Below are 22,082 nucleotides of genomic sequence, written 5' to 3'. Positions count from 1 at the left end.
CAGGTCCCCCTCAGGTACTACGCCCCACCCTCAGTAGCCCGTCGGACGGATCAGCCCGGTTTCGTACGCGTAGACCGCCGCCTGGGTGCGGTCGCGCAGGCCCAGCTTCACCAGGATCCGGCTCACGTGGGTCTTCACGGTCTGCTCCGCCACGTGCAGGTGGGCGGCGATCTCCGCGTTCGACAGGCCCTGGGCGACCAGCGACAGCACCTCGGTCTCCCGCTCCGTCAGCTCGCCCAGCCGCTCCTTCAGCGGCGCGCGGGGCGCACCCAGCCGGGAGAACTCGGTGATCAGCCGCTTGGTGATGTTCGGCGAGAGCAGCGCCTCGCCCGCCGCCACCACCCGCACCGCCTCGGCGAGCTGGTCCGCGGACGCGTCCTTCAGGAGGAAGCCCGAGGCGCCCGCGCGCAGCGCCTCGTAGACGTACTCGTCCAGGTCGAAGGTGGTCAGCACCAGCACCTTCACGGTGGCGTCCGGCTCGCCCGTGATGCGGGCGGTCGCCTCGATCCCGCCGACCCCGGGCATGCGGATGTCCATCAGCACCACGTCCGGACGCAGCTCGGCCACCTTGGCCACGGCGTCGGCGCCGTCCACGGCCTGGCCGACGACCTCCATGTCGGGCTGGGCGTTGAGCAGCACGGTGAAGCCCTGGCGGACCATCATCTGGTCGTCGGCGATCATCACGCGGATCGGCGTCGTCGTCATACGGGGTCCTTCTCGGTGGTCGTCCTGGCGGGGGTGTCTATCGGGAGGACCGCGGTCACCTCGTAACCCCCGGAGGGGCGGGGGCCCGCGGCCAGTTCTCCGCCGAGCATCCCGGCCCGCTCGCGCATCCCGAGCAGGCCGTGCCCGGCGCCGGGGGAAGGCGGCACGGACCGGGTGGGCGCCGAGTTGGCCACGCACACGTGCAGCTCCCTGGGACCGTAGGCGATGCCCACCTCCACCTCGGAACCGGGCGCGTGGCGCAGGCAGTTGCTCAACGCCTCCTGGACGATCCGGTACGCGGTCAGTTCCACGCCGGGCGTCAGCGGCCGGGCCACCCCGGCGATCTCGGTCGTGACGTCCAGGCCGGCCCCGCGCACGTTGTCCACCAGCCCGCCCAGGTCGGCCAGGGTGGGCTGCGGGTGGTGCGGGTTGGCCGGGTCGGCGGCGTTCTCCGAGCGCAGCACGCCCAGCACCCGGCGGAGTTCGGTGAGCGCCTCCAACGCGTTCTCCCGGATCCCCGCCAGGTTCTCCTTGAGCTCCTCGGAGGGGTTCTCCACCAGGTGGGGGGCGACCTGGGCCTGGATCGAGATGACCGACATGTGGTGGGCGACCACGTCGTGCAGCTCGCGGGCGATCCGGCTGCGCTCCTCCAGCAGCGTGCGCCGGGCCCGCTCCTCCGCCGTCAGCGAGGTCTGCTCCACCAGCTGCGTCCTGGCCACCCGGCGGGCGCGCAGCGCCGAGCCGATCACCACGGTGAGGCCGAAGTAGACGAGGGCCCCGACCGCCGTGCCCCGGTACCCGACACCGAAGTTGTTGAACGCGACGGCCGCGAAGCCGAAGCCCACCGACAGCACCAGGGCCTCGACCGCGACCCGCGGCCGCACCCGCAGCGCGAGCAGCAGCAACACCAGTCCGTGAAGGGCGAGTTCGGGAAGCGTCCAGGGCCAGGGGTTCTCGCCGACCCGGGTCACGGCGAGCTGGGTGATGAAGGCGGCACCCAGCGACAGCCACCAGCCCAGCACCGGCCTGCTCATCGCCATCAGCAGGGCGGCCGCCTGGACGACGACCTGCATGACGACCAGCTCGCCCCGCGCCTGGTAGGAGTTGAGCAGCAGCTGGACGGACGGAATCGTCGCCACCCAGCCGTACAGGAAGACCAGGACGTGCGGCAGCCGGGCCAGCCACCGCGGCCGGGACATCCGCGGCAGGGGGTCCCGCTCCAGCGTGAACAGGTCCTCCCACAGGGTCCGCGCGACCACCCGCACCAGCCTCCGCGTGGCGTGGGCGGTCCAGTCGAGGGCGGCCGTCAGCTCGTCCGGATCCTGCCGGTCGGGCGGCGGACCGGGCGCCCTGGTCGTCTCGTGCGGGTTCACGTCCTCCACCCTAGGCATGCAACGCCCCCTGTCCGGAGGGGTGGTGCTCACGGACCACCACGGACGCCCCGCGGGAGCGTCGCCGCCCGCCCTGCTCGTACGTACGGAACGCCGCCCAGCACACCAGCAGCGCGACCGCGAACACCGGCAGCCACATCAGCCGGGCCGGTATCCACACCAGGCTGTCCGGCACGGTGTGCAGCCCCGGCAGCCGCGTCCCGAACAGCAGCCCCGTGGCGGTGACGGCCATCATCGCGGTCTGGTGCCACAGGAAGACGGTCATCGCGGACAGGTTCACCAGGGCCACCGCCGCCCAGGCCGCCGGCCTCCGCAGCACCCGGCCCAGCGGCTCGCGCACCAGCAGCGCCAGCCCGCACTGCGCCAGCCCGAACGTCACCGCGGCCAGCGTCGGCGGGTTGAGGTTCGACACCTCCGCGCCGGGCACCCCCACCATGGACGCCGGGTAACCGCCCCACACCACCAGCACCCCGGTGGACAGCGCCCCGCCCGCCAGGAGCAGCACGGCCGGCCGCCGCCGGGCGAACGCCCCCCGGGCCCACAGCGCACCGAGGCAGTACGGGACCAGCCAGCCCGCCGCGACGTTGACCCAGCCCAGCCAGGCGGGCCCGTCGCACCCGAACCGGGCCAGGTCCACGCCCGCCACCACGGCCAGCGGCCACCCCGGGTGCAGCCGCGCGACCAGCGGAGTGGCGGCGGTCAGCGCGGCGAACACCAGGAGGAACCACAGCGGAGACAGCACCAGCCGCAGCAGTGTCCGCAGCGTCTCCGCGCCGACCCCGGCCGCCAGCATGGCCCCGGTGGCCACGGTCCACAGCACGAGGACGGCGGCGACCGGCCGGAACAACCGGGCCAGCCGGCCCCCCGTCCACCGCGCGTACGTCACCCCGCGCGACCGGGCCGAGGCGTGGCTCCGCGCGGCCACGTACCCGCCGACCAGGAAGAACACGGCCAGCGTCTGGAAGATCCAGGACACCGGCGCCAGCCAGGGCAGGTGGGCCAGCGGACTGGTGCCCCGCAGCGCGCCGTCCGCGGGGGTCAGTGCGGTCACCAGCCAGTGGCCGAGCACCACACCGGTGATGGCGAGGGCCCGCAGCCCGTCGACGGCACGGTCGCGGCCGGGAGGGGTGGCGGCGTCTATCCGGTGGGCGAGTCCGGCGGGTTTCGGCATGGCGAGCCTCCGAAGGTGAGGGCGTGGCTCCGGGCTGACGGCAGGGGAAGAACCGGCGCGGAGGGAGGGCGAGGTGGCCCGGACTCGGGTCACGGCCGCTCACCCGCTGCGATGCGCGCGAGCCGGGCCAGCGAGGCCGCGCCCGCATGGAGGTAGCCGCTGTGACCGCCGTCCCCGGCGTCGAACACCCGCGCCCCGAAGCCGGGATCGACCGGATCGGTGCCGAACCCGAGCGAGCCGCCCGGGAGTTCCACGCGCACGTGGGGCACACCGGCGATCCAGTCCCCGGCACCCCGCCCGGCCCAGACCCGGGCCGCGGTCGGCAGGTCCGCGGCCCGGTCGGCACCCGTGCCCGGACTGCCGTACAGGACCACGTCCGTCACGGCGGCCGGCGTGGCGGTACGCGCGCACACGACCGAGCCGTACGAATGGCACAGCAGGGATATCCCGGCGCCGGGCGCCAGCCGCGCCAACCCGGAAAGGAAGGGCGCCAGTTCGCGGGCGGCATCGTCGGCGCGCCCGGTGGTGACCACCGCGGGGCTCACCGTGCCCGGAGTGTCGTACCCCAGCCACGCCACCACCGCCGTGTCCCCGTGGCCCTCCCGCAGCAGGCGCTCCCGGAGCGCGGCCGCACCGGCACGGAAGCGCGCGTACGTGTCCAGCGTCGTGTCGGAACCCGGCACCAGCAACGCCACCCGCCGGGCTCCCGCCAGGTCCCCCAGCACCTCCACGGCCCGCCCGGTCCCGTGGCCGTCGAAGGCCAGGAACCGCCCGGACGCCATGGCCCTCAGCTTCGCCGCACGGCTTTCGTGCCCCGCACCAGCCGCCATCCGAGCGGCTCCGGCGAGCGCGGCGCGGTTCGCCGCGTACCGCTCCTGGAGCGGGACCGCCTCCCCGAAGCGCACCGGGGCCGGCGCCGGCGCGTCCGGCAGCGCCGCGGCTGAGACCGGCACCACCACCGCCGCGGCGACCAGCGCGGCCAGCAGCGTGCGGCGCAGCCGGCCGAAGCGCGGGGGGCGGGCGGCACGATCGTGCTGGGTGGTCATCGCGGCACCTCCGGGTCCTGGGGGACACCGGTCGCGCCCCCACCGGACCCGAAGCTACGAACCGCGCCGCGTGGTCGGCGTCCCGCTGGGGAGCGCCCTTTCCGCGTAGCTCTCAAGTACTACGGGGGTGACGGCCCCCTCCCCAGAAGCACGGACCTCGTCCGCCGTATCCCCGGCCCCGCTCCCCGAAGCCGCCAGCCCGTAGCCACGCCGCAGCAGCCACCACGCGCCGAGCCCCGCAGCCAGCGAGACCAGCCCGCCCGCGGTCATCCCCCAGCGCGCCCCGAACTCCTCGGAGACCAGGCCCGTGAGCACCGCCCCCACGGGCGTCGACCCCTGGAAGATCAGGGTGTACACCGCCATCACCCGCCCCCGGTACCGCGGATCGGAGCCCAGCTGGATGCGGTGGTTCGAGGACTGCGCGAAATGACTCATGGCGTACCCGGTGGCCGCGAGCAGCACCAGCGCCACCGGCAGCGAGGGCGCGAACCCGGTCAGCGCCTCCAGCGCCCCGAACGCGACCGCACCGCCCGTCACCACGCCCGCGGAGGGCCGGCCCCGCCGTGCGGTGGTGGCGAAGGCGGCCACCAGCGAGCCCACCGCCAGGGAACTGCTCAGCAGCCCGAACGTCGTCGAGCCGGCCCCGAACACGGTCTTGGCCAGCAGCGGCAGCGTCAGCTGGAAGTTGAAGGCGAACAGGCCGTTCACCGCGACCAGCCCGATCGGCAGCAGCAGGTCGGACCGCGACCGCAGGTACCGCAGCCCGTCCACCACCCGCGTGTCCCGCGCCCGCCCGGCACCCCCGCCGCGCATCTCGCCCGGCCGCATCAGCAGCAGGCTCACCACGGTCGCGAGGTAGCTCACGGCGTTCAGCAGCATCACGGGCCCCACCCCGTAACCGCTGATCAGCAGCCCCGCCAGGGCGGGCCCGGCGACCCGGGCGGTGTTGAAGTACGCCGCACTCAGGGCCGAGGCGTTCGGCAGCAGCTCCGAGCCCACCAGCTCGCTGATGAAGGACATCCGGGTCGGCGCCTCCACGGCGTTGACCGCGCCCAGCAGCACGGCGAACACCCCGATGTGCCAGAGCCGCACGCCCCCGGCCACCACCCACAGGGCCAGCGCGAGGGCGAGCACGCCGGCGGCCAGGTTGGCCAGCACGAGGATGCGCCGCTTGTCGTGCCGGTCCGCCAGCCGCCCCCCGTACAGGGTCAGCAGCAGCACGGGGGCGAACTGGGCCGCGGTGATCGCGCCGAGGGCCGTGCCGGAGTCGCCGGACAGGCCCAGGACCAGCCAGTCCTGGGCGACGATCATCATCCACGTACACGTCACGGACATCAGCTGGCCCAGTGCGTAGAGGCGGAAGTTCCGCACCGAGAGGGACTGGAACGTCCGCCTGATCGTGTTCAAGGGACCCCTTCCGGCGCCGCTGTAGTGTGTGGCCGGGCCACGGACGTGTGCCCGGCGACGAATTGTGGGACGGCGGCGTGGAGGCCCGGTGGAGGAGTACGGGGAGATCGGACACATGATTCTCCGGCTGGCCCGCGCCCACTGGGCGGCCGCTTCGCCGCTGCTGGGCCGGATCGGCCTCTACCCCGGCCAGGAACTGCTCCTGATGCGCCTGTGGGAGAACGACCACCAGTCCCAGAGCGCGCTGGCGAACGCGCTCAAGCTGGACCGCTCGACGGTCACGCGCACCGTGCAGCGCCTCGAACAGCAGGGTCTGATCACCCGCGAGACCGCACCCGACGACCGCCGTTCGGTGATCGTCTCCCTCACCTCCGAGGGCCGGGCGCTGCGCAGCGAGGTCGAGAGGGCCTGGGCGGACCTGGAGACGATCACCACGGCCGGGATGTCGGAACGCCAGCGCACCGAGGCCCTGCGGCTGCTGCGCCGCATGGAACGCAACCTGGTGGAACCGCGCGGGGCCTGAGGCCTCCCACCGCAGGGACGACCGACGCCGGCCGCCCCGGGGTCAGTGCGCCCGGGGCGGCCGGCCGGTCAGCGGCCGGTCAGCGGCCGGTCAGCGCCCGGTCAGCGCCCGGTCAGCGGCCGGTCAGCGGCCGCTCGGCGACCGGGCGACGGCCGCTCAGCTGCTCGTCACCTCGACGCTGCCGACCCTCAGCTGAACGCCCTGGCCCCACAGCCGGTTCCCGGCCAGGCCCGCGGCGTCCACGAAGGTCTGCGCGGCGGGGGCTCCCTGCCGCGGGTTGAAGTAGTCGACCGTCGAGTCGATCTTCACGAGCGCCTTGCCGTCGGCGCCCGTCGCACCGTCGAGCAGGGTGAAGGTGCCCAGACCGCAGTTGAGCTGGCGGGGCCGGACCGTCTCCTCCGTGCCGCCGTGGTCCAGGGTCATGTACTTGCGGTCCGGCACGCGGTTGCCGATGCCCCACACCGAGAGGACGTTCGCGCCGTTGACCGTCCAGGTCACGCTCGCGTTGGCGCGGTTGACGGAGATCTTCAGGGTGTCCGTCGAGGTGCTGGTCCGTGAGGCCACGGGCACGGCGTACGAGTAGGCGGCGTACGTGGTGCCCGGCTTCCGGAGCCGCTCGTAGACGGCGTAGATCTTCTTGTTGGTCACGAAGAAGTCGAAGACCACGTTGGACTCGGGGTCCGTGAACAGCAGCGCACCGGAGCCCAGGCGCGGATCGGCCTCGGCGTCGGAGACGGCCGCGCCGAACGGGTGCGCACCCATGCCCGTGCCGGTGGCCGAGAGGGTGGTGGCGCAGCTGAGCGTGCCGGTGGCCGGGGTGTCGAAGCCGGCCAGTCCGGTGGACGCGGTGTGGGTGGTCATCGAGGCCCACTTGATGTGGTCCAGGGTGCCCATCCCGCCGCCCGACTGCTGGCCGGTGGTCCACTGGAAGGCGGGCTGCCCGGTGGCCGGGTCGGTGCCGGACGGGACGACCTTGAGGCCGGCGGCCGACGTCGTCACGACGCCGTCGGTGAACGGGGTGCTCCACTTGGCGCCCGCACCGGAGTTGGCGAAGCCGGCCGTGAAGTCGTCCCGGAACAGCACCCGTCGGGGCGCGGCCAGGCCGTCGGACTCCTCGGCCACGGCGGTGGTCGCCGGGAGCAGCGCGGCGGTCATCGCGGCGGCGGAGACGGCCGCGGCGACGGCTGCGCCGACGGCGCCGCGAAGCCGGGCAGGGGTACGGCGTATTCGGAAGGCGGACGGAGTGCGGGTGGTACGGCGGGCCATGCTCTGGTCTCCTCGGGATGTCGTCCGTACGGGCAGGCGCCCGGCCCGGTCACCGCGTGGGCGGGGCCGGACCGGGCGCCTGGGGGAACCCGGCGGTGCCGTCGGTCAGCCGGCGAGCGCCGGGTAGTCGGTGTAGCCCTCGGCGCCGCCGCCGTAGAACGTGGCCGGGTCGGCCTCGTTGAACGGGCCGCCGACGGCCAGGCGGGCCGGCAGGTCGGGGTTGGCGAGGAACAGCGCGCCGTAGGCGAGCAGGTCGGCCGTGCCGTCCTCGACGAGCTTCAGCTCCTCGACGCCGGTCGGGCGGCCCTCGGTGGCCGGGTTGAGGATGAAGGTGCCCTGCCACTCCTTGCGGATGGCGAGCATGAGGTCGCGGTCGGCGCCCTCGATCATGTGCAGGTAGGCGAGGCCCAGCGGGTTGAGGGCCTCGATCAGCGCCGCGTACGTCGGCTGCGGCTCCGGCTCCTGGATGTCGTTGAACGGGTTGGTCCCGGGGGAGATGCGCAGGCCGACGCGGTGGGCGCCGATCTCGGCGGAGACGGCCTTGGCGACCTCGACCGCGAAGCGGATGCGGTTCTCGACCGAGCCGCCCCACTCATCGGTGCGCTGGTTGCTGACCGGGCCGAGGAACTGCTGGATCAGGTAGCCGGCCGCACCGTGAAGCTCGACGCCGTCGAACCCGGCGTCGATCGCGTTGCGGGCGGCGGAGGCGAAGTCCGCGATGGTGGCGCGGACCTCGTCGCCCGTCAGCTCGCGCGGGGTGACGAAGTCCTTCGGGCCCTCCGGCGTGTAGACCTGGCCCTTGGCGGCCACCGGGGAGGGGCCGACGGGGGTCATGCCGCCGGGCAGCAGGACCGGGTGGCCGATGCGGCCGGCGTGCATGAGCTGCGCGAAGATCACGCCGCCCTTGGCGTGCACGGCGTCGGTCACGACGCGCCAGGCGGCGACCTGCTCGGCGCTGTGGATGCCGGGGGTGAAGGGGTAGCCCTGGCCGTTGACGTTCGGCTGGGTTCCCTCGGTGATGATCAGACCGGCCGAGGCGCGCTGGGCGTAGTACTCGGCGGTCAGCTCGGTCGGCAGAGCGCCCTCGGCGGCACGGCTCCGGGTCATCGGCGCCATGACGAGACGGTTGGCGAGCTTGGTCCCCGCCAGGTCGGCCGGGTCGAATGCGGTGGTCATGGGTGTCCTCACTAACGGGTGATACGGAGTCGGGCGCCGGTACGGGGGAACGGGCGCCCCGGGTTGGGGTCTGGCATGCGGGTGCAGGTGCGCCCGCGGGCGGTACGTGACGCACGGGTACGGGTGGCCCGCGCGGCGGTACGGAGGTCAGGTGGCCCTACGGGGATCAGGCGTCCGCCGTACGGAGGTCAGGCATCGGCAGCCGCGGCGGCAGCCGGAGCCGCGCCGGCCGGAGCCGCATCCGCCGCGGCCGCCCCGCCCGGTGCGGCCGCCGGCCCGCCCGCCCTGAACGGCAGCAGCAGGAGCAGCACCACCGCGGAGAGCCCGGCGGAGGCCAGGAACCCGGTGGTCACCGAGGTGGCCCCGATCAGCGGCCCGAGCAGCAGCGGCGAGGCGAACTGCCCGATGAAGGTGGCGGTGCCGGACAGGGAGGTGGCCTGGCCCCGCAGCTCGGGCGGTGCGCCCTCGCCGATGAGCACGGCCAGGGCCGGGAAGGCCATGCCCAGGCCCAGGCCGAACAGCGCCGGGGCCAGGAAGAGCAGCAGGGTCTGGTCGGCGACGCCCAGGATCAGGAAGGCGGCGACCCAGGCCACGGCGGCCAGCCGGAGCAGCAGGGTGTAGCCGAGGCCGGCGCGCAGCTTGGCGTACACGAGGCCGACCAGGCTCATCACCACGGTCATGACCACGTTGTAGAGGGCCACCAGGAACGGCTCCTCGACGCCCAGTTCCGCCAGCCGCTGCGGCAGGAAGACGCCGATCGCATACAGCAGGACCGAGCAGACGGCCTGGAGCAGGTAGAACCCGATGAGCGCGGGCCGCTGCCGGAGCAGTTGGAGCACCGTGCCCCCCTTGGCGGGGCCGCCCGCGCCGCGGGTGTCGGGCAGGGCGGCCAGCGTGGCGAGGCCGAGCGGGACGCCGAGCAGGTAGATGGCGAACGGCGCGTGCCAGGAGACCCCGCCGAGCGCGCCGCCGATCAGCGGCCAGACGACGCCGCCCAGGGACTGGGCGGTGGCCCGCCAGCCCATCACCCTGTCGCGCTCGGGCCCCTGGTAGAGGGCGAGCACGGCCACGGTGGTGCCGGTGAAGACGAAGGCCGCGCCGATGCCGAACACGATCCGGGTGAGCAGCAGCGACACGTACGAGTCGGTGAGCAGGCCCGCTCCGCCGGCCAGGCCGTAGAGCACCAGGCCCGCCGCGAGGGGCGTGCGGACGCCCATCCGGTCGACCAGCCAGCCGGTGAGCGGGCTGGCGACGGCCAGGGAGAGGCCGTGCGCCGTGAGGATCAGGCCGGCCTCGGTGCCGCTGATCCCGAGGTCGCCGCGGATCACCTCGACGACGGGCATCACGATGGCGCCGGCCATCACGGTGAGCGTCGTGGCGAGCAGCAGCACGGAGAGGATCGCCGGCGTGCCTGCGGGCTGCGCAGGGGCGCCGGCCGGGGCCGGTCCGGCCGGTCCGGCCGGGCCTGGCGTGGCCGGGCTGGGTGAGCTCATCTGGTCCTCACAGGGGAGAGCGGAGGGGACAGGAAGCGGGAGGGGACGGGAAGCGGGAGGCGGCGCGCGCCGCGCGGGGCGCTGGGTCAGCGCTTGGTGAACTCCAGCGCCGCGGGCTCGAACTGGAGCACGCCGTGGGTGGCGGCGCTGGTCACGTCGCGCCAGTAGCGCTGGAGCGGGGCGCCGGTGGCGGTCGAGCGCACGCCGTTGCCCTTGAAGAGCCGGTCGACCGCGCCCGCGAGCATCCGGGTCGCGAGCGCGCTGTCGCGCCGGGCGCGGGTGACCAGTTCGGGGGTGACGCCGCCGAGGTCGGCGGTGGCGGCGACCCGCTGGAGCAGCAGCCCGGCCGCGTCGATCTCGCCGGCGGACAGGGCGAAGGCGGTGCGGTACGCGTCTCGGGCCGGGGGACGGCCGTCCGTACCGCCGAGGGACTGCCCGGCCAGGGCGAGGGCGCCGCGGGCGGCGCCCAGGACGGGGGCGGCGAAGGTCAGGCCGTTGACCGCGAAGATCGGCAGGCCCTCGCCGGGCAGGCCGGTGCGCGCACCGCCGGCGGCCTCGGACCGCCGGCCCTCGAAGAGGTCGGCCTGCCGGAAGGTCCGGTGGTCGGGTACGAAGACCTCGTCGACCCGCACGGAATGGCTGCCGGTGGCGCGCATGCCGAGGGTGTTCCAGGTGTCCTCGATGACGAAGTCGTCCCGCCGGACCACGAAGAATCGTTCCTGCCCGGTGGGGCGGCCGCCGGGCGCGGCCGGGCCGAGCAGCAGCGCCCAGTCGCAGAACTCGACCCCGCTCAGGAAGTTCCAGGTGCCGGAGATCCGCCAGCCGCCGTCCACGCGCTCGGTGGTGCCCTGCGGCACCACGGCCGCCACGAGCCGGGTGTCGGGACCCTTCTCCCAGACCTCCTCCTGACCCTCCAGGGGCAGGTACGTGGCGAACCGCCCGACGTGGGCCGTGAGCGAGGCCACCCACGCGGCGGAGGCGCACCCCTCGCCGACCGCGGCCACGGCCTCGGTCAGCTCGGCGAAGGTCACCGGTTCGCCGCCCAGGTGCGCCGGCACGAACCGCCGGGCGAACCCGGCGTCGGTCAGGGCCGCCACGACGTCGACGTGCAGGCGCCGGCCTGTGTCGGCCTCGGCCGCGTGGCGCGCCGCGACCGCTCCGGCGGCGCGGGCGGCCGTGATCGCGGCAGTCGGTGCGGACATGGGGGTACCTCCAAAGGGCGGGGCGTGGGTGCGTGGGCGGCCGGGGCTCCGGGTCAGCCCTGGGGTGCGGTCCAGTTCCGCGCGGCCCAGGTCTCAAGGGTGATCAGGTCGGAGTGCCGGGCGCGCAGGGCGGGCAGGTCGGCCCGGTAGCCCTCCCTGTTGAACCAGTCGAACATCGTGGCCATCTCGGCGCTGAAGGAGCGGAGCTGCTCGATCGGCTGCTGCCGGAAGCGGACCGGGACGCCGGCCGCCTTCGCGAAGGCGTCGGCCATCTCCGGGCCGGTCAGCTCGTCGCCCGCGATCTCGATGGTGCGGCCCAGGTGGCCCTGCGGGTCGGCGAAGACGTCGGCGGCGAAGACGCCGATGTCGCTGGAGGCGATCATCTGGAGCCTGGTGTCAGGCTCCAGGGCGAGGTTGAGGACCAGCTCGCCGTCGACCGCCGCGGGGCCGATCCACTGGAAGTTGTCGAGGAACATGGTGGGCTGCAGGACGGTCGCGGGCAGGCCGAGCTCCTCGATGTGGGCCTCGATGCGGCCCTTGCTCTCGAAGTGCTCGACGCCGCTGCCGCGCCGGGCGCCGCCGACCGAGCCGTACACGAAGTGCGCGACGCCGGCCCGGGCGGCCGCGTCGGCCACGGCCTTGCCCTGCCGCTCCTCGCCGGCCGCGCCGTCGGGGCCGGTGAAGGTCTGGACGCTGTAGACGCCGTAGACGTCGCGCAGGGCGGCGTCCAGGGAGGCGGTGTCCTCCAGGTCGCCGGGCACCAGCTCGGCGCCCGCGGCCGCGAGGGCCTGCGAGGCGTCCGAGGCGGGGTCCCGGACGAGGGCGCGCACCGGCCAGCCGCGGCGCAGCAGCTCACGGGCCACGGCGCCGCCCTGACGGCCGGTGGCACCGAGGACGAGCACGGTTCCGGCAACAACAGACATGGCAATGCCTTCCACTCAGAAGAACTGTTGGCCCACCAACCATATTGCTTGGCTGGCCAACTATCTACTCTTGGGGCCTGCGTCCCCAAGCCGAAACCATCAGGGTCGTCATGTCGCGCGCCTGCGGAGTGCCCAACGCGTCGATGAAGGCCGCCAGTTGACCGGCCTCGACCAGGCCGCTCTCGACGAGCGTGTGACCCTCCTGCCGCATGCGCAGGCCGATCAGCTCGTCGTCGGCGGCCGACTGCCCGGGACCGGCCGGGGTCACCCGCGAGCCGACCTCCGTCAGCCCGGCGCGCGCGAGCGCCGCGGGCAGATGACGGGCCCAGCCCAGATCCGCTCCCTGTGCTTCCATCCGCCGGACGTACGCGCCGACGAGGGCCCGTCCGACGCTGGTGGGCGCGTGCTCGGCGGGCAGGTAGTAGAAGTCCTCCACCACCAGCCAGCCGCCGGGCGCGACCCAGCCCGCAGCCCGCTCCAGCAGTTCGTCGGGGTTCGCCGCGTGCTCGACCGTGGCGCGGGCGAGCACGAGGTCGAACGTACCCGGGGCGAAGTCACCGGCGCTGATGTCGGACCGCTGAATTGTCAGGTTGGGCGCACGGTCCCCGTCCAGGTACGCCGTGTCGACGTCCACGGCCAGCACGCTGCCCAGGTCGGCGCGGTCCGCCAGCCAGTACGCCATCGAGCCGCCGCCCGCGCCCAGTTCCAGGCACCGCCAGGTGCGCCCGACCGGCAGCGACTCCAGGATCGAGACGGTCACCGGGTCGTACTTCTTCTCGAAGAGCCGCACCTGGTCCAGCCGCGAGAGCTGGTCCTTCGTCAGCGACCCCGTGCTGTACGAGCTCATGCCGCCCTCCCCGCGCCCGCGGCGTCCGCCGCCGTGACCTGTGCGTGGACCACCGCCATCACGAACTCCGGCGGCGCGACCTCCAGGGCGGCGATCCCGCCCTGCGCGGCCGCGTTGCGCGGATCCGTCATGTACGCCCGGTACGCCGCCTCGTCCGTCCACTGCGGGTAGTTGAGGTACGTGGTGCCGTCCAGGCTGATGAAGGGGGTGGCCGACACGAAGCCGGGGAAGGTGCGCTTCCAGTCGGCCGTGTCCAGCAGGTGCCGGAGCAGCGAGCGGGCCGCGACGGCCGTGCCGACGTGCCGGGTGGCGACCGAGACGATGCCCGGGGCGGTGCCGGCTTCGGGGCCGGCCACGTGGGCCGCGCGGGTGCCGCGGAAGGCGCTGCCGGGCTCCGTGCGGAGCGCCGCGCCGGCGGGCAGCGCGGCGGACGCGGCCGTCCAGTGCGCCTCCGCGTCCCACTCGGTGCAGGTCACGACCGTACGGCCGTCGAGGCTGAGGTGCACCCGGGCGAAGGCGAAGCCGGGCGCGGGGGCGTACCGGTCGCGGAGTTCCGCGGCGAGGGCGTCGGCGAGGCGCAGCGCCGCCGGCCCGTCGTCCGCGTGCCAGGTGTCGAAGGTGACGAAGGGGGTGGTGGACATGTGCTCCTCCGGAGCTGGGGTGGACGAAGGGACCGGTGGCCGGGCGGCGGGGGTGCCGGCCGGCTCCGGCCGGGCGCCGCCGGGACGCCGGGAGCGGCCGGGGTGCCGGCCGGGTTCACGGCCGGAGCCGTGGGGCCGCCGCGGGGCCGCCGGGGACCGTGGGGCCGCCGCGGGGCGGTCGCGGGGCGGCCAGGCAGGGCGGGGTGCCGGCCGGGGCCGGGGCCGGAACGGTCAGGCCGCCGCGCGGGCCCGGACCGGTGCGGCCGCGTCGCGGGCCAGCAGGCATTCCTCCAGGAAGCCGAGGGCGCGCAGGTGGTACGTACGGGCCGCCCAGCCCAGGCTGATGTTGTGGCCGGCATCGGGCTGCCGGTCGACCCGTACGACGGCCGAGGCGAGCGGCGCGGTCAGGGCCGCCACCGCCTCCTCGTCGTGCCGCCACCAGCGCTCCTGCTCGGCGAAGGTGAACCGGACCGGCACCCGCACCCGGGCGGCGATGCCGGGGTACAGCTCGGGCCACCGGGGGCCCTCCAGCGCCTCCGTGTCCGGCACCCGGGCCAGCAGCTCCTGGCCCCGCCGCAGCGCGTCCGGCGGGTAGCAGCGCAGGGCGCCCCAGTGGCGCCGCCAGTCGCCCGAGGTGTCCGGACCCGGCATCAGCTCGGGCCCCACGGCGAACCGGCTGCCGATCCCCGAGACGTCGAGCCCCAGCAGCGCGGGCCCGGAGCCGGGCCCGGGCCCGGGGCCGGAGCCGGGCCCGGAGCCGGGCCCGGAGCCGGGCCCGGGCCCCGAGCCGTCCGCCGCCAGGGCCAGCGCCAGCTTGCCCCCGTTGGAGTGCGCGAGGACGAACACCCCGGCCCCCACCGCGTGCTCCCGCACGAAGCCGGCCAGCGCCGCGCGGACGGTGCGGGCCTGCCCGGCCACCGGCTGCCCCTCCGGCAGCGCGGCCGCCGAGGCCCCGTACCCGGGCCGGTCCAGGGCCAGCACCGCGTACCCCAGCCGGGCCCCGAGCTCCAGCAGCGAGAGCCCCGGCACGACCCGGCTGTCGAAGTACCCGGCGCGCATCCCGCCCCCGTGCAGGGCCAGCACCAGCGCCCGGGGCGGACCCCCGGCCGGCTCGGCCAGCAGCCCGGACAGCGGGATCCCGGCGGCGTCGAGCAGCACCTCCCGCACGGTCACCGGAACACCGCGGTGTGCTCCAGCGCCCACTCCCGGAAGGTGCGGGCCGGCCTGCCGGTGACCTCCTCGACCACCGTCGAGCCGACCTCGGCCTCGGTGGTGAGCATCCTGAAGTAGTCGAGCGCGCCGTCCGCGTAGGACGGCGGCCAGCCGGCGCCCACCATCGCGTCCCTGGCGGCCTGGTGCTCGATGTCCCGCCACTCCAGCTCGCGGCCGAGCACCTCGCCGATGATCCGGACCTGCTCCTCCTGAGACTCCGCGAGCGGGCCGGTGACCAGGTACTTCTGCCCCGCGTGGGCCGTGCCCCGCTCGGTCAGCGAGGCCACCGCGACCGCGGCCACGTCGGCCTCGTGCACGGAGGTGCGGGTGGCGGCGCCGTACGGGAAGTGCACGGTGCCGCCGTTCCTGATCTGGCCGGCGAAGCCGAGGGCGTTGGCCTGGAAGCCGGTGGTGCGCAGGAAGGTCCACTCCAGGGCGGTGTCCTCCAGCAGCTCCTCCAGGTAGGCGTGGCAGTTGTTGTCCACACGCTCCAGGCCGATGTGGACGCCGACCGAGGAGACCAGCACCACCCGGCGGGCGGCGGCCTCGATCTTGCGGACCACGGCGGGCGCGGTCTCCACCGAGGTGGTGAAGAACGGCCACATGAGGAAGACCGCGTCCACGCCCTCCAGGGCGGCGTCCAGGCTGTCGGGATCCGCCAGGTCGCCCTCGAACAGCTCGACGCCCTCGGGGACACGGCCGATGTGGGGGTCGTCCTTGAGGACCAGGGCGCGGGCGGTCACGCCCGCCTCCAGCAGCTGGGCCAGGGCGTGCGGGCCGACGTTGCCGGTGGCGGCGGTGACCAGGACGGTCTGCGGCATAGGGGAGTGCCTTTCTCGTGAAGTGGGGGAGCGGTCCGCGCGGCGGAACGGATCGGACTGCGCGGCGCGGGGGCGGATCGGTTACGCGGCCAGCGCCGCGGTCGTCAGGGAGAGCTGGGCGGCCGTGCCGGTGGCGTGGACGCGGGCCTTCGGGTCGAGCCGGCGCAGCAGCCCGCCGAGGGTGCGGCCGGGTCCCACCTCCACGAACCGGCTCACGTCGAGGGCGGCCATCCGGTCCGCGGCCGCCGCCCAGCGCACCGGCCGGCTCAGCTCGCCGCGCAGGCTCTCCCGCGCGGCCGCGCCCGTGGTGAGGAACCCTCCGGTGGAGCCGCAGACCACCGGGACGACCGGGTCCCGGAACTCGGTGGCGGCCAGAGCCTCGCCGAACTCCGCCTCGGTCTCCCGCATCAGGCTGGAGTGCAGGGCCGCCCCCACCGACAGGCCCGTGGCGCGGAACCCGGCCGCCCGGGCCGCGTCCAGCACGTGCGCCACGGCCCTGAGCTGCCCGGAGACGACGACCCGGCCGCCCTCACCGTCGTTGGCGGTCTCCACGGTCTCGCCGGTCGCCAGCCGGGCCTCGGCGCACAGCCGCCCGGCCGCCGCGAGCGGCAGCCCCCAAAGGGCCGCCATCCGCCCCGGCACCCGGTCGTCGGCCGCGGCCACCAGCTCGCCACGCAGCCGCACCAGCCACAGCGCGTCCGTCCAGTCCAGCACGCCGGCCGCCACCAGCGCCGTGTACGCGCCCAGGCTGTGGCCCACCACGACGTCCGGCTCGGCACCGCGCGAACGCAGCACGTCGAGCGTGACCAGGCTGGTCAGCAGCACGGCCGGCTGGCTCACGGGCGCCTCGCGCAACTGGCCGTCGGGGCCGTGCAGACAGGCCCACGACAGCGGGATGCCCAGCAGCCGGTCGGCCTCCAGGTAGTAGCGGTCGGCCAGTTCGGGACGGCCGGCGAGCAGGTCCCGGCCCATGCCGGCGCGCCGCGCGCCCTGCCCCGGGAAGAGGAATGCGGTACGGGTCATGCCAGTTGCTTCCTTTCTCTGTTCGGGCCGCTCCGGGTCAGGCGAGCCAGTCCGGCGGCAGCCAGTGGACGCGCAGCTGCCTGGGCGCGGGCCCCTGGACCGCCACCGCGGCGGTGTGGGCGGGCGGGCAGGACACGTCGAACACCGTCCAGCCGTGGGGCCGCAGGCGGGGGTCGGAGCCCAGGTAGTCGGCGGCGGGCGAGCGGCGCAGGCCCGTGCCGATGCCCTTCAGGTAGGCCTCCTTGCGGGTCCACATGCGGCCGAACAGCTCGGGCCGGGCCTCCTCCGGCGCCGCCTCCAGCTCGGCGCGCTCGGCCGGGTGCAGCGTGCGCGCGACGGCGTCGATGGTCCGGTCCCCGGTCCTGCGCTGGACGTCCGCCCCGATGGGGGCGGCCGCCACGGCGAAGAGGGCGAGCCCGCCGCTGTGCGACACGGAGAAGTGCAGCTTCAGGCCGGGGCACGGGATCACCGGCCGGCCCAGCGGCTCCCGCCAGATGGGGATCTCCTCGGGGCCGATGCGCAGCCAGCCGGCCAGCAGCCGCCGCAGCGCGATGTGCGCGGCGGCGTACGCGCGGGCGTCGGTGGGCCGTACGAAGGCGGCCACCCGGTCCCGCTCCGCCGGGTCGAGGACGGACAGGTCCAGGGGGCCGGCCTCGGGCGGGGGCGCCTTCAGCATCCACAGGTCCACCAGACCCGGTCCCGGCAGCCCCTTGGGGGGCCGCCGGCGCCGGGGCACGCCGGGTGAGGCGGGTCCCCGCGCGCCCGGCGCCCGCGTGGGGTCCTCCGGCACCTCCGCCGCCGCGGTGCGGGTCCGCGCGGCGGGTCGCCCCGTGCGTGTTCCGTTCAGCTCCGCACGGCTCCTCTCCAGTTCTTGCCGGCCGGTCCGCCCGACGGGTCGGACAGTTCGGGGCCGAGCCCCAGGACGGTGCCCAGCACGCCGTACACGTACCGGTTGACCACCTGGGTGCGGGCATCGGTGTCGGTGGCGCCGAGCGCCGTGTGCCGGGCGGGGCGGGCGGTGCCGCTCCTGATCGGTCCCACCGGGATCAGCTCCCGTACGGCACGCGGGTGCGCGCCTCGCGCAGCGCGGTGCCCCACCAGGTCAGCTGGTCGAGCAGCACCTTGGCGGCGCGCTCCGGGCCCGTCTCGTCCCGGGGGCGGCCGTCGGCGTCGAACTGCTCGTGCGCGGAGTGGAAGCTGACGCAGTCCCGGACGGTGACGGCGTGCAGTTCGGCGAAGACCGGGCGGAGCTGCTCGACGGCGCGCAGGCCGCCGGAGAGGCCGCCGTACGAGACGAAGCCGACCGGCTTGGCCTGCCACTGGGTGTAGTGCCAGTCGATGAGGTTCTTCAGCGGGGCCGGGAAGCTGTGGTTGTACTCCGGCGTGACGACGACGAAGGCGTCGGCGGCCTGGAGCCGGGGCGAGACCTCGGCGAGCACGGCCCTGGCTTCGGGGGTGGGGTCCTGGGAGAGCTCCAGCGGCAGGGCGTGCTCCCCGAGGTCGATGAGGTCGACGTCGAGGTCGCCGCGCTCGCGGGCGATGCCGGTGAACCAGGAGCTGATGACGGGGCCGAAGCGGCCGGCGCGGCTGCTGCCGACGATCACGGCGAGGCGGAGGGGTTCAGTGGACATGGGATTCCTTCCGAGGGGTCGGGGAGGTCCGGGGGACGGCCGGCGCCGGTGCGGGCGTGCGGCGGCCGGGGAGTACGCCGGCCAGCGCGACGCACAGCCCGGCCAGGCCGACGCCGGTCACGAGGAGCAGTGCGGTGCGGTACCCGGCGGTGCCGAGGGCGGCCACCGCGGTGAGGGTGACGGCCGCGCCCGTCTGGACGGCGGTCTGGTAGAGGCTTCCGGCGGTGCCGCGCAGCTCGGCGGGCACCGCGGAGGTGGCCTGGGTGTGCAGGGCGGTGAAGGACAGCAGGAAGCCGGCGCCCACCAGCAGCATCACGGGCAGGACCTGGCTCGCGTACCGCACCGGTGTGCCGACGCCGAGGGCCAGCAGGTAGCCGGCGGGCGGCGCCACCGCGCCCAGGGCGATCAGCCGGGCCGCGCCGAACCGGCTGACCAGCCGCCCCGAGTGCAGGGCGGTGAGCATCAGCGGCACGCTGGCGGGCAGGAAGGCAAGCCCGGTCGCGAGCGGTCCCCAGCCGGCGCCGTTCTGGAGGCGCAGGGTGAGCAGGAACAGCAGCCCGAGGTACGAGCCGTTGAGAGCGGCGGCGCCGAGCGCGGACCGGACCAGGGCCGGGGTGCGCAGCAGCACCCCGGGCACCAGCGGCCCGCGCACGGCGCCCCGCGGGGTGTCGTCGGCCGGGATCAGCCGCAGCCCGAGGAGGAACAGCACGAGCACGACCGGCGCCGGGAAGGCGAAGGTGAGCCGCCAGCCGGCCTCGGTGAGGGCGCCCGACAGCAGCAGCCCCCCGGTGAAGCCGGCGGCCCCGAAGAGCGTGTACACGGACAACGCCCGTTCCCGCGGCCGCCCTTCGGGGAAGGCGGTGGCGATGATCGCGAGCCCGGTGGGCGCGGTCAGGGCGGCGCACACCCCCTTGACCAGCCGGGTGCCGAACAGCACCGCGGGCTCGTCGGTGAGGGCGCCGGCCACGGAGGCCGCGGCGAAGCCGAGCAGCGCGGCCAGGTAGACGGGGCGGCGCCCGTACCGGCCGGTGATCCGCGTGCCGAAGAGCAGCAGCCCGCCGAAGCCGAGCGCGAAGGCGCTGAGCACCCAGTGCAGCCTGCTGTCGGGGATGCCCAGGTCGGCGCCGATCGAGGGGGCCGCCACGACGGCGGTGGACACCTCCAGCGCGTCGATGAGCATGTTGCCCGCCAGCACGCCGAGCAGCCCCCACAGGGCGGTCTTGGGAAGGGTCATGGTCCGTGCGGCTCAGCCGAGGAGGGTGCCGCCGGTCGCGTCGACGAACGAGCCGGTGATCCAGCGGGCGTCGTCGGAGGCGAGGAAGGCGATGATGTCGGCGACGTCCCGCGGCTCGCCCACCCGGTTGAAGGCGGACAGTCCCGACATGGCCTCGACGGCCTCGGGGATGTCGAAGAGCGGGTTGTCGTTGCGGGTGATGCCCGGGGCCACGGAGTTGATGGTGATGTTCCGGGGGCCGAGCAGCTTGGCGTAGTGCAGGGCGAGCATCTCGACCGCGCCCTTGCTCATGGCGTAGGCGATCTCGTCGGGGTTGGCGAACTTCGTGAGCCCGGAGGAGATGTTGACGATCCGTCCGCCGTCCGGGATGTTCGCCAGGGCCCGCTGGATGATGAAGAACGGCGCCTTGGCGTTGACGGCGAACAGCCGGTCGAACTGCTCGGGCGTGGTGTCCTCGGGCTTCACCCCGCCCATCACCCCGGCGTTGTTGACCAGGATGTTCAGCTCGGTGGAGCCGGTGCGCTCCTTCAGGCCCTGCTCCAGGGCGAGGAAGAGCTCGTGCACGTCGCCGGGGACACCGAGTTCGGCCCTGACGGCGAAGGCGCGGCCGCCGTCCTTCTCGATGCCGGCGACCACCTCGGCGGCGGCGTCCGCGCCGGTGGAGTAGTGGACGGCGACGAGCGCGCCCTCGCGGGCGAGGCGCTCTGCCGTGGCGCGGCCCATGCCCCGGCTGGCGCCGGTGACCAGGGCGGTCTTACCCGTCAGATTTCCCATGGGGGCACTCCTGTCGACGCGCTGGGGCGTCCGTGTGGTGGGGGTGGTCGGTGGTGTGGTGGTGGGCGCGGCGGCGGGCCGGCCGGCCTTCCCGGCCGGGTCCCCGGCGGACCCGGCGGACGCGTCGGCCCCGTCGGCCCGGAACCAGCGGTCCAGCGCCGCGGTCAGCCCGGCCGGGTCGCCCCCGGCCCAGGCCACGTATCCGTCGGGGCGCACCAGCAGCGCCGGTACGCCGGCCGGCTCGCCTCCCTCGGGGACGGCGGGGACGGTGACCGTGTCCACGGACCCGGCCCGGGACCGGGCGGCACCGGCCAGCGCGGCCGCGTCCGGCCCGGGGAAGACCAGCAGCACGCCCCGGCCCGCGCGGAGCGGCCCGAGGGCGGCGCCGAGGCCTCCTGCCGTGCCCGGCTCCGCGTACGGGAGCCGGGCTCCGGTGAGCGGGTGGGCGTCGGGGTCCGCCTCGTACCGGATGTCCAGGCCGCTGATCATCCCGGCCAGGTGGGCCCGTACCCGCTCGTACCCGATCAGCTCCCCGAAGACGGAGCGCAGCGCCTCCACCTCGGGGCCGCCGAGCAGCAGCCGGGCCTGGGCGGAGATGTTGCCCAGCACCCGGCGGCCGACCTCGTGCCGCTCGCGGTGGTAGGAGTCGAGCAGCCCGGGCGCGGCGCGGCCGAGGGCGGTGGCGGCGAGCTTCCAGCCGAGGTTGACCGCGTCCTGGAGGCCGAGGTTGAGGGCCTGGCCGCCGATCGGCATCTGCTGGTGCGCGGCGTCGCCGGCGAGCAGCACGCGGCGGTCGCGGTAGCGGCCGGCGTGCCGGGACGCGTCGCCGAAGGCGTTGACCCACAGCGGGGTGCCGCCGGTGATGTCCTCGCCGGTGACGTTCCGCCAGGCCTCCGCGATCTCCGCGAACTCCGGCTCCGCGGACCGCTCACGGGCGGCCCGGCCGAACTCGTGGACCATCACGCGGGTGACGCCGTCACCGCGGCGGGCCGCGATGGCGAGCCCGCCGGGCAGCCGCTGGAAGCGCCGGTTCGGGATCTCGACGCCGTCCACGTCGGCCCGGATCAGCTCGCGCTCCGCGTCGTGCCCGGGGAACTCGAAGCCGGCCAGCCGCCGTACGGCCGAGCGCTCCCCGTCGCAGCCCACCACGTAGCGCGCGGTGAGGCGGACGGGCCCGCCGGGGCCGCGCGCCTCGACGGTGACGTGGTACGGGTGCTGGGCCAGGCCCGTCACCTCGTGGCCGCGCCGGAGGTCGGCGCCGAGGCCGGTGGCCCAGGTGCCGAGCAGCTCCTCGGTGCGGATCTGCGGGACCTTCCACTGCCCGGGGTGCGGGCTCGGGAGGTCCAGCGAGAGGGGGACGCCGCCGAAGTGGCCCATGGGCTCGCGCGGGGGCGCGCCCAGCCCGTCGAGGAGGCCGCGCTGGTCGAGCAGCTCCATGGTGCGGGCGTGCAGGGTCGAGGCACGGGACTCGGTGGTCGGCGCGTCCCGGGTCTCCAGCACGATCACCTCGGCGCCGCCCAGGCGGAGTTCACCGGCGAGCATGAGGCCGACGGGGCCCGCCCCGACGACGATGACATGGGTGTCCACGGCGTCCAT

At 75.2% G+C, this 22,082-nt stretch carries 21 protein-coding genes; 1 reads left to right on the top strand and 20 read right to left on the bottom strand.

Annotation, left to right across the window (positions count from 1 at the left end):
• Positions 1 to 30: 30 nt before the first annotated feature.
• The 5 genes from ACIQUQ_RS09825 to ACIQUQ_RS09805 form a co-directional block, all read right to left on the bottom strand.
• Positions 31 to 705, bottom strand: coding sequence for a response regulator (locus tag ACIQUQ_RS09825; RefSeq protein WP_403973312.1), 675 nt, complete (start codon positions 703 to 705; stop codon positions 31 to 33).
• The gene (locus ACIQUQ_RS09820; RefSeq protein ID WP_403973310.1) at positions 702 to 2,096 is read right to left on the bottom strand and encodes a sensor histidine kinase; all 1,395 of its coding nucleotides are present in this window, start codon (positions 2,094 to 2,096) and stop codon (positions 702 to 704) included. Before ACIQUQ_RS09820 ends, ACIQUQ_RS09825 begins: the two co-directional genes overlap by 4 nt.
• Entirely contained in the window at positions 2,089 to 3,267 is a 1,179-nt protein-coding gene (locus tag ACIQUQ_RS09815) for an acyltransferase (RefSeq protein WP_403973307.1), read from the bottom strand. Before ACIQUQ_RS09815 ends, ACIQUQ_RS09820 begins: the two co-directional genes overlap by 8 nt.
• 89 nt (positions 3,268 to 3,356) lie before the next feature.
• A complete protein-coding gene (locus ACIQUQ_RS09810; RefSeq protein WP_403973304.1) occupies positions 3,357 to 4,313 on the bottom strand; it encodes an alpha/beta hydrolase in 957 nt (318 codons plus the stop codon).
• 54 nt (positions 4,314 to 4,367) lie between these two features.
• Positions 4,368 to 5,711 (bottom strand): MFS transporter, encoded by a 1,344-nt coding sequence (locus ACIQUQ_RS09805; RefSeq protein WP_403973839.1) that lies wholly within the window; start codon positions 5,709 to 5,711, stop codon positions 4,368 to 4,370.
• A 124-nt stretch (positions 5,712 to 5,835) separates the two neighbouring features.
• On the opposite strand from ACIQUQ_RS09805, the gene ACIQUQ_RS09800 reads away from it, so the two are divergent.
• Positions 5,836 to 6,243, top strand: coding sequence for a MarR family winged helix-turn-helix transcriptional regulator (locus ACIQUQ_RS09800; protein WP_403973301.1), 408 nt, complete (start codon positions 5,836 to 5,838; stop codon positions 6,241 to 6,243).
• Positions 6,244 to 6,399: 156 nt separating this feature from the next.
• Here ACIQUQ_RS09800 and ACIQUQ_RS09795 read toward each other — a convergent pair whose 3' ends face one another.
• The 15 genes from ACIQUQ_RS09795 to ACIQUQ_RS09725 form a co-directional block, all read right to left on the bottom strand.
• Positions 6,400 to 7,509 (bottom strand): DUF6081 family protein, encoded by a 1,110-nt coding sequence (locus ACIQUQ_RS09795; protein ID WP_403973298.1) that lies wholly within the window; start codon positions 7,507 to 7,509, stop codon positions 6,400 to 6,402.
• A 105-nt stretch (positions 7,510 to 7,614) separates the two neighbouring features.
• Positions 7,615 to 8,685, bottom strand: a complete 1,071-nt coding sequence (locus ACIQUQ_RS09790) for an alkene reductase (RefSeq protein WP_403973295.1) — start codon at positions 8,683 to 8,685, stop codon at positions 7,615 to 7,617.
• Positions 8,686 to 8,873: 188 nt separating this feature from the next.
• Complete coding sequence (locus tag ACIQUQ_RS09785; protein ID WP_403973293.1) at positions 8,874 to 10,178, bottom strand: MFS transporter; 1,305 nt, start codon at positions 10,176 to 10,178, stop codon at positions 8,874 to 8,876.
• Between the two features lie 86 nt (positions 10,179 to 10,264).
• Positions 10,265 to 11,380, bottom strand: a complete 1,116-nt coding sequence (locus ACIQUQ_RS09780) for an acyl-CoA dehydrogenase (RefSeq protein WP_403973291.1) — start codon at positions 11,378 to 11,380, stop codon at positions 10,265 to 10,267.
• Between the two features lie 53 nt (positions 11,381 to 11,433).
• A complete protein-coding gene (locus tag ACIQUQ_RS09775) occupies positions 11,434 to 12,303 on the bottom strand; it encodes an NmrA/HSCARG family protein (protein WP_403973289.1) in 870 nt (289 codons plus the stop codon).
• A 64-nt stretch (positions 12,304 to 12,367) separates the two neighbouring features.
• Complete coding sequence (locus tag ACIQUQ_RS09770) at positions 12,368 to 13,150, bottom strand: class I SAM-dependent methyltransferase (protein WP_403973286.1); 783 nt, start codon at positions 13,148 to 13,150, stop codon at positions 12,368 to 12,370.
• Positions 13,147 to 13,791, bottom strand: coding sequence for an antibiotic biosynthesis monooxygenase family protein (locus ACIQUQ_RS09765; protein ID WP_403973284.1), 645 nt, complete (start codon positions 13,789 to 13,791; stop codon positions 13,147 to 13,149). Before ACIQUQ_RS09765 ends, ACIQUQ_RS09770 begins: the two co-directional genes overlap by 4 nt.
• Before the next feature lie 231 nt (positions 13,792 to 14,022).
• A complete protein-coding gene (locus ACIQUQ_RS09760; protein ID WP_403973836.1) occupies positions 14,023 to 14,958 on the bottom strand; it encodes an alpha/beta hydrolase in 936 nt (311 codons plus the stop codon).
• A gap of 2 nt (positions 14,959 to 14,960) precedes the next feature.
• Complete coding sequence (locus tag ACIQUQ_RS09755; RefSeq protein WP_403973281.1) at positions 14,961 to 15,824, bottom strand: NAD(P)H-binding protein; 864 nt, start codon at positions 15,822 to 15,824, stop codon at positions 14,961 to 14,963.
• Positions 15,825 to 15,905: 81 nt separating this feature from the next.
• Positions 15,906 to 16,847 carry an ACP S-malonyltransferase gene (locus tag ACIQUQ_RS09750; protein ID WP_403973279.1) on the bottom strand — a complete coding sequence of 314 codons (942 nt, stop codon included), beginning with the start codon at positions 16,845 to 16,847 and terminating at the stop codon, positions 15,906 to 15,908.
• Positions 16,848 to 16,884: 37 nt separating this feature from the next.
• Positions 16,885 to 17,523 carry a 4'-phosphopantetheinyl transferase superfamily protein gene (locus tag ACIQUQ_RS09745; protein ID WP_403973276.1) on the bottom strand — a complete coding sequence of 213 codons (639 nt, stop codon included), beginning with the start codon at positions 17,521 to 17,523 and terminating at the stop codon, positions 16,885 to 16,887.
• A 167-nt stretch (positions 17,524 to 17,690) separates the two neighbouring features.
• Positions 17,691 to 17,888, bottom strand: coding sequence for a hypothetical protein (locus ACIQUQ_RS09740; RefSeq protein WP_403973274.1), 198 nt, complete (start codon positions 17,886 to 17,888; stop codon positions 17,691 to 17,693).
• 5 nt (positions 17,889 to 17,893) lie between these two features.
• Positions 17,894 to 18,478 (bottom strand): NADPH-dependent FMN reductase, encoded by a 585-nt coding sequence (locus ACIQUQ_RS09735; RefSeq protein WP_403973272.1) that lies wholly within the window; start codon positions 18,476 to 18,478, stop codon positions 17,894 to 17,896.
• Complete coding sequence (locus tag ACIQUQ_RS09730) at positions 18,468 to 19,712, bottom strand: MFS transporter (RefSeq protein WP_403973270.1); 1,245 nt, start codon at positions 19,710 to 19,712, stop codon at positions 18,468 to 18,470. The genes ACIQUQ_RS09735 and ACIQUQ_RS09730 overlap by 11 nt, the downstream gene beginning before the upstream one ends.
• A 12-nt stretch (positions 19,713 to 19,724) precedes the next feature.
• On the bottom strand, positions 19,725 to 22,082 hold the full coding sequence (locus tag ACIQUQ_RS09725) for an SDR family oxidoreductase (RefSeq protein WP_403973267.1): 2,358 nt from the start codon (positions 22,080 to 22,082) through the stop codon (positions 19,725 to 19,727).

It is taken from the genome of Streptomyces sp. NPDC101118 (genome assembly GCF_044759445.1).
In the GTDB taxonomy this organism is placed as follows: domain Bacteria; phylum Actinomycetota; class Actinomycetes; order Streptomycetales; family Streptomycetaceae; genus Streptomyces.
This window is presented reverse-complemented; position numbering and strand designations above follow the sequence as displayed.